Source organism: Stenotrophomonas capsici, assembly GCF_034961085.1.
Taxonomy (GTDB): Bacteria; Pseudomonadota; Gammaproteobacteria; order Xanthomonadales; family Xanthomonadaceae; genus Stenotrophomonas; species Stenotrophomonas capsici.
The window spans coordinates 1-3409 of the sequence record NZ_JAYFUH010000234.1; the positions used below are offsets into that span (position 1 = coordinate 1).

Annotated in this window: 6 protein-coding genes; all 6 read right to left on the bottom strand. The window is 67.4% G+C overall.

Going from position 1 to position 3409, the window contains the following annotated elements; genetic code table 11:
* Positions 1-683 precede the first annotated feature (683 nt).
* Positions 684-1028, bottom strand: coding sequence for a GFA family protein (locus VA603_RS12005; protein ID WP_132862386.1), 345 nt, complete (start codon positions 1026-1028; stop codon positions 684-686).
* A gap of 72 nt (positions 1029-1100) precedes the next feature.
* The gene (locus VA603_RS12010; protein ID WP_323438985.1) at positions 1101-1436 is read right to left on the bottom strand and encodes a hypothetical protein; all 336 of its coding nucleotides are present in this window, start codon (positions 1434-1436) and stop codon (positions 1101-1103) included.
* A 14-nt stretch (positions 1437-1450) separates the two neighbouring features.
* Entirely contained in the window at positions 1451-1705 is a 255-nt protein-coding gene (locus tag VA603_RS12015) for a DUF2164 domain-containing protein (RefSeq protein WP_132862387.1), read from the bottom strand.
* Positions 1706-1998: 293 nt separating this feature from the next.
* Positions 1999-2376 (bottom strand): hypothetical protein, encoded by a 378-nt coding sequence (locus VA603_RS12020; protein WP_132862388.1) that lies wholly within the window; start codon positions 2374-2376, stop codon positions 1999-2001.
* Positions 2377-2410: 34 nt separating this feature from the next.
* A complete protein-coding gene (locus VA603_RS12025) occupies positions 2411-2806 on the bottom strand; it encodes a hypothetical protein (RefSeq protein ID WP_323438986.1) in 396 nt (131 codons plus the stop codon).
* Positions 2803-3189 carry a VOC family protein gene (locus tag VA603_RS12030; protein ID WP_132862390.1) on the bottom strand — a complete coding sequence of 129 codons (387 nt, stop codon included), beginning with the start codon at positions 3187-3189 and terminating at the stop codon, positions 2803-2805. Before VA603_RS12030 ends, VA603_RS12025 begins: the two co-directional genes overlap by 4 nt.
* Between the last annotated feature and the right edge of the window lie 220 nt (positions 3190-3409).

A 3409-nucleotide genomic window follows, 5' to 3' on the forward strand; every position in this document is an offset into this window, starting at 1 on the left:
CGGCAGGGCGGAAGTGGCTTCAATGTTCATGCAGGGGCTCTTGGGTAAAGGCCGGCGCACGGGGCGACGACGGTTGCCTGGAACCGCCACCTCGACACGAGGCGGCGACGATCTCCGAGGGCGCAGTATTCCAGATCGGCCCGGCGCGGTTGCCCTGCTGGGCGGACCTGCGTTCCAGGTGGCTGATGCGGTGTCGCTGGCCCATCACCCGCGCGGGGCGGTGGGCGCGAGCAGGCGACCGGGTCAACTGCGCCGCGTTTCCTCCGCTGGGAATTCGCAGGCATTGGCCCTCGGACGCGCATGCTCGGCCTCGGCCCGTGGATTTTCGCCGACGTTGACGCGATCTTCCAATGCCGGTGGCAACGGCGGGACGATCAAGGGGCCGTCGGCGGGCGGGAAAGCGCGCGCAAGGTGTCGTTGCCGCCACGCGCAAACCACGCCAGGCCGGCCTTTGCCACGTTTCGGGCCCGTTCCCGGTTTGCCGGCGGGCAGGGATCGGGCGGTCGGCGGGAGCCGGACGAAGGCCGCGTCGGCTCGCCCGGAATGCGCGGGAGGCATTCAGTTGCGCGACGAAGCGGCGCTGACCGGCAGGCCGACCATACGTTTCCCGTGCATCGGGTATGCGCAAGCGGCGGGCTGTACGCGGGAGAGGATGGCGATGCCCGCGCTCCCCCGACAGGTCCTCAGAAGGCCCGTCCGTCCACGGCGATCCGTTTCACCGTTTCCAGATCAAACCCTTCCAGGCAACGCAGGTTGATCGCCGCCGTCTCGGTCCCGTCCGGCTGCTTGCCCAGCCCGAACGGCTGGCATCCGCAGGTCGGGCAGAACTGATGTGCAATCACGTGCCGGTTGAACAGGTACGTCGTGAGTGCACCTTCGCCGGCGGTGACCCGCAAGGCCTGCCGCGGCACGAACCACAGCACGAACCCCTTGCGGCTGCAGTGCGAGCAGTTGCACTCGTAGCCTTCGGTCGGCACGCCATCGCACTCGAAGCGCACCGCACCACAATGACAGCTGCCGTTGACCATGGGCCTCTCCACGACGTTGAATGCTGCCCAGCCTAGCGCCTGTCGGCGGGAACGCACGCTGCACAGCGCAATTCAGCGCCGGCGCAGCTCCTGGCCATCGACGGTCATCTTCCATACGCCGCCATCCTCATGCGGCGGCGCCGAGACCACGAACCGCGTGGTCAGCGGACCGACGCCGACCACCAGGTCATCGCCCTCGAAGGACTTGATCGGCGCATCCAGCGACTTGCTGACGTTGGGCGTGGGCTGGTGCTTGTAGCGCACGCGGCCACTCGGCTCGATGACCAGCAAGGTAGTGTCCGATGCCCAGCTACCGACGTAGTCGCGCTTGGCCGCGGGCACCGGCATGCCGCAGGCGGCCAGCATCATCGCCAGCACCGCGGCCAGGAGCATGGGGCGCGCGCGCATTCCCGTCTCCGGTTTCATCGCCGGAACTCCGTGCGCTGCTCCAGCTGGTAGATCGCATCCTGCAGGTCTTCCATGCGCGCGCTCAATGCGGCCTGTGCGTCGTACAGGCCATGGTTGTAGTAGTACGCACCGATCTCCTTGCCGATGAAGTCCAGCAGGAACTCAGCGTCGAACTGCCCGATCTTCTGCTGCAGCTCTTCGGAAAAGTACCCCTGCAGCTTGCGGACGAGGATGGCTTTCTCGTCCTTGTTGAATTCGATGTTGGCCATGCTGTCGTACACATCAACGGAGATGGCCGGAAGTGTACCGGTCCGGCCACCGGCACCCACTTCCCGGCGGCGCCATTCAATCGCTCGTGAATGAGGCGCCACACGACGGAGAGCACCGGCAGCTTGAATCCGTGAGGGACGCGGGGCTGGCATCCGGCCGAGCTGCTGCCCATGCCTACGTCAGGAGATCGCGAACACGTTGAGTCGATTCGTGAATGACGTACGGCGGTAGCGCACGACGAAGCCAAGGCGGGGCGCGGTCACGGGGAAGTCCGGCATCCGGTTCTCCGCAGCTAGACGTCGGCAAGCCGGAACAATGGCAGGTAGATGAGCAACAGGGCGACAGGAACGGCAACGAAGGGAGCGACCAACCCCAGCACGCCGGCAATGACCGGGGCATTGGGGCGCGGCCAGCAGCGGCCGATGGCGAGCACGCCTGCCGGCAGCAGCCAGGCCAGGCCGAAAAAACGCATGAACAGCTGGGAGGTCGCGGGCATCTGCGCGCCGAAGCTGCGGTAGACCGACTCGAACTGCGGCACGACCGCCAGCCCGATATAGCTCACCACCAGCGCCGCGGAGACGCTGCCGGCCAGGCCGATCAGCAGCCACACCCGTCGATTGGGTGCAGGCGGTTGTGGACGGGTCAGTGGTGGGGGAAGGGGGCCGGGCATGTGGATCTCGCGTCGAGGGCACGGAGCTGCGTTTTCATCCGCCGGCAAACATCGCCACCACCACCGCGAGGCCAGCCAGCAGTGGCAGCGAGAACACCAGCAATTCGGCCAGCCGCCACCCCGAACGCGGGTATGGCGTCGCCCGGTACGCCAGCCCGCCCAGCAGCAGTGACGCCAACGACAGCAGTGCCGCCAGCATCAGCCCGAACAGGAACAGCCCCAGCACCGACATGCCGCAGGCCCAGCCTCGTTCGGCTACCTGTGCCGCGGTATCGGCGCGGCTCTGGCTGCCAACCCACAGCGGAATGCCTATCAGCGCAATGGCGGTCAGCAGCCAGGCAAGGCTGCGCTTGAGGAACGTACCGCGCGGCGGGCGGGCGGCGGCAGGTGAGGGCGAGACGTCCGTCATCGGGCGACAGCGAGCGCTCACTGGCCCTGCGGCGGTTGCCACAGTTCGACCTTGTTGCCTTCCGGGTCGATCACCCAACCGAACTTCCCATACTCCGAATCCTCGCTGCGCTCGAGCACCTGGCAGCCTTCCTCGCGCAATGCCGCCAACAGGGCATGCAGGTCATGCACCCGGTAGTTGATGACGAACGGTGCGCTGCCGGGGGCGAGCGCCTCGCTGCCGGCCGCGTTGACCGACCAGACCGTGGTGCCGGCGAAGGGCTGGCCATCGGTGTCGGTCCAGGTGAATGCAGCGCCGCCCCAGGGCTGCACCTCGATGCCCAGGTGGCGCTGGTACCACGCACGCAGCACGGCGGGGTCCCGCGCCTGGAAGAAGATGCCGCCAATACCAGTCACGCGCTTCATGGGCCGCCTGGGTGCTTCATGGGAAGGGAAAGCAGAGCATGCGCGCGGTGATGGGCGCGTGTCATGCGAATCCGGGTGCGCGCATGACCGCCGCGATGCTGCTGCGATCACTGCGCAGGCGCGTCGCATTCAGTTGCGGGAAGCGGCCGATGATGCGGCTGGCTTCGTCCCAGTGGTCTTCCAGCGATGCATCGTCGATGGGCGCGAACACCGCCGGCGC

Excerpts from the sequence above, each read along its gene's own strand:
- VA603_RS12015 (WP_132862387.1), bottom strand. The coding sequence starts at position 1,705 with ATGGCCAACATCGAATTCAACAAGGACGAGAAAGCCATCCTCGTCCGC.
- VA603_RS12005 (WP_132862386.1), bottom strand. The coding sequence starts at position 1,028 with ATGGTCAACGGCAGCTGTCATTGTGGTGCGGTGCGCTTCGAGTGCGAT.
- VA603_RS12020 (WP_132862388.1), bottom strand. The coding sequence starts at position 2,376 with ATGCCCGGCCCCCTTCCCCCACCACTGACCCGTCCACAACCGCCTGCA.
- VA603_RS12010 (WP_323438985.1), bottom strand. The coding sequence starts at position 1,436 with ATGCGCGCGCGCCCCATGCTCCTGGCCGCGGTGCTGGCGATGATGCTG.
- VA603_RS12030 (WP_132862390.1), bottom strand. The coding sequence starts at position 3,189 with ATGAAGCGCGTGACTGGTATTGGCGGCATCTTCTTCCAGGCGCGGGAC.